Source organism: Chromobacterium sinusclupearum, assembly GCF_002902845.1.
Lineage (GTDB): Bacteria > Pseudomonadota > Gammaproteobacteria > Burkholderiales > Chromobacteriaceae > Chromobacterium > Chromobacterium sinusclupearum.
On record NZ_PPTF01000045.1, the window covers coordinates 1 to 1,405 of the forward strand.

General features: G+C 63.4%; 1 protein-coding gene. It reads left to right on the top strand.

Features of this window, described 5'->3' with window-relative positions; genetic code table 11:
• Positions 1–297: 297 nt before the first annotated feature.
• Complete coding sequence (locus C2134_RS10900; protein ID WP_103319964.1) at positions 298–1,398, top strand: efflux RND transporter periplasmic adaptor subunit; 1,101 nt, start codon at positions 298–300, stop codon at positions 1,396–1,398.
• Positions 1,399–1,405: the final 7 nt, after the last annotated feature.

Here is a 1,405-nt window from a genome sequence, read left to right on the forward strand (position 1 = left end):
GCGGATCCGCAACCGGAGCTGCACATCAAGCCGAACAAGGATGCGACGTATGCGCCGGTGGCGATGGTGCTGGCGGAGTCGCAGCGATTGGGTTTGACGAAGCTTGGGATAGTGGGATCGGAACAGTTCTTGCAGTAACATTCCCATTGATTGATGCCTATGGCATGATTGGGTGAAGGCAGGCGGCCCGAAGTGGGCCGCTTGCTTTGTCCGGGAAGGTGATATTCTTCCGAGCCTCAATAATAAAAGCCAGGGAATCCGGCGCTGCTGGCAGCTGTCGCCGGAGAATAAACATATATGAACACACGTCTTTGTCTGACCGCTCTGATCCTGCTGCCGCTCGCCGCTTGCGGTGACGGACATGCCGAGAATGCGAGCGCCAAAGCGGCCTCGGCGCCCGTGGCGCGCCGTTTGAGTTCCGCCGATGTGGTGCGGGCCGAGGTGCGTCCGCTGGCCGCGATCATTCCGTTTACCGGTTCGCTCAACGCCTTGAGCAGCAGTGTCATCTCGTCCGAGGTGGACGCCAGCGTGCGCGAAGTGCGCGTGCGCGAGGGCGAGCCGGTCCGTCGCGGCCAGTTGCTGGCGGTGCTGGATACCGAAGCGCTGGCGCAATCGGTGGAGGAGCAGAGCGCTCAGCTGGACAATTCCAAGTCGCGCCTCAAGCTGGCCAAGGTCAAGCTGGACAAACAGCGCGAGCTGCTGGGCAAGGGTTTTATTTCGCAGATCGCCTATGACGAGCTGGAAAGCGATTACAAGGTGAAAGAGGGCGAGCTGCGCGCGCAGGCGGCGCAATTGGCGCGGGCGCAGCGCCAGTTGGCCGACGCCCAGGTCAAGTCGCCGATAGACGGCGTGATTTACGAACGCAAGATCAACCCCGGCGAAGTGGCCAGCCGCAATATGAAGCTGTTCTCGGTGGCAGACCTTTCCGTGCTGGAAATCGCGGCTACCGTGCCGTCGCGCCTGGTGGGGCAAGCCAAGGTCGGCATGAGCGCTACCTTCAATGTCGACGGCGCCGGCCAGCCGCGGCATGGCGAGGTGGTGCGGATCAATCCGGTGGCGATACCGGGCACCCGCAGCTTCACGCTGTTTATTCGGGTCAAGAACCCGGATGGCCGTTTGAAGGTCGGGCAGTTCGCCAAGGGCGGCGTGGTGCTGCAGGAAGTCAAAGACAAGGTCGTGGTTCCGCTTTCCTCGGTGCGGGATATCGACGGCCAGCCATGGGTGCTGGTGGCGGAAAAAGGCCGTCTGGCCAAACGTCCGGTAACGGTGGCCTTGCGCGCCGACGCGGACCGCCAGGTGGCGATCAGCGGCGTTGCGCCGGGCGAGCGCGTGGTCGTCGGCGAGTTGCTGGGCAGCAAGGCCGGCGACGCAGTCAGCCTGCCGGCTGGCCGAGCATAAGGAGCGC

Bases quoted from the DNA above. Each gene is read 5' to 3' on its own strand.
- C2134_RS10900 (WP_103319964.1), top strand. From the start codon at position 298: ATGAACACACGTCTTTGTCTGACCGCTCTGATCCTGCTGCCGCTCGCC.